Source organism: Vibrio sp. VP6 (genome assembly GCF_028823755.1).
GTDB lineage: Bacteria > Pseudomonadota > Gammaproteobacteria > Enterobacterales > Vibrionaceae > Vibrio > Vibrio parahaemolyticus.
Map to the genome: position 1 here is coordinate 1 of NZ_JAPEID010000139.1, position 1,235 is coordinate 1,235.

Sequence of the window (1,235 nt, forward strand, 5' to 3'; positions counted from 1 at the left end):
GGTTGATTTCTTTTCCTCGGGGTACTTAGATGTTTCAGTTCCCCCGGTTCGCCTCCTTACCCTATGTATTCAGGTAAGGATACGTGCTTATGCACGTGGGTTTCCCCATTCAGAAATCCCAGACTCAAATGGTTGTTACTACCTAATCTGGGCTTATCGCAAGTTACTACGTCTTTCATCGCCTCTGACTGCCAAGGCATCCACCGTGTACGCTTAGTCACTTAACCATACAACCCGAAGGAGTTTCGAGTTGATGACAAGTCACCAAAGTTGTCTGCAATTTTTATACATGATGCAGACTCGATTTTGCCGGACTCAAATTCCAAGAACACTTGAATGTGTTATTTTGGTGTTTGTCATAAAGACAAACATTGAGAACTTTACAAACAACAATAAATTGTTGTTTTGTCAGCTTTCCAAATTGTTAAAGAGCTATGTTTCTTCACAAGGAAGTACATTTTCTAAAGACTTTCAGAGTCGAAGATTCTAACCACATACGTCTTACTGAAGTGGTTTGGAATTCCTATCCAAAAATACTTAGAGAATGGTGGGCGATACCGGGCTCGAACCAGTGACCCCCTGCTTGTAAGGCAGGTGCTCTCCCAACTGAGCTAATCGCCCACATAAGTTTTAATTCTTCGTGGAGAAGAATGGTGGGTCGTGCAGGATTCGAACCTGCGACCAATTGATTAAAAGTCAACTGCTCTACCAACTGAGCTAACGACCCAATGGTATCCCGTAGGGGAGTCGAACCCCTGTTACCGCCGTGAAAGGGCGGTGTCCTAGGCCTCTAGACGAACGGGACACTGGATTGAAGAGTTTGGGAACTCTTCTTCTCTTTACTTTATAAACCGTATCAATCTGTGTGGACACTCATCGTGAGTAATCATCGTTTAAGGAGGTGATCCAGCGCCAGGTTCCCCTAGCGCTACCTTGTTACGACTTCACCCCAGTCATGAACCACAAAGTGGTAAGCGTCCCCCCGAAGGTTAAACTACCTACTTCTTTTGCAGCCCACTCCCATGGTGTGACGGGCGGTGTGTACAAGGCCCGGGAACGTATTCACCGTGGCATTCTGATCCACGATTACTAGCGATTCCGACTTCATGGAGTCGAGTTGCAGACTCCAATCCGGACTACGACGCACTTTTTGGGATTCGCTCACTTTCGCAAGTTGGCTGCCCTCTGTATGCGCCATTGTAGCACGTGTGTAGCCCTACTCGTAAGGGCCATGA

General features: G+C 46.7%; 3 tRNA genes and 2 rRNA genes. All 5 read right to left on the minus strand.

Annotated features, from left to right (window positions below):
• Positions 1-227, minus strand: a 23S ribosomal RNA gene (locus OU793_RS24485); the annotation flags it as partial.
• A gap of 318 nt (positions 228-545) precedes the next feature.
• Positions 546-621: transfer RNA gene (locus tag OU793_RS24490), tRNA-Val, on the minus strand.
• Between the two features lie 30 nt (positions 622-651).
• A tRNA-Lys gene (locus tag OU793_RS24495) sits at positions 652-727 on the minus strand.
• A 2-nt stretch (positions 728-729) separates the two neighbouring features.
• Positions 730-805, minus strand: a tRNA-Glu gene (locus OU793_RS24500).
• An 89-nt stretch (positions 806-894) separates the two neighbouring features.
• Positions 895-1,235 (minus strand): 16S ribosomal RNA (locus OU793_RS24505); the annotation flags it as partial.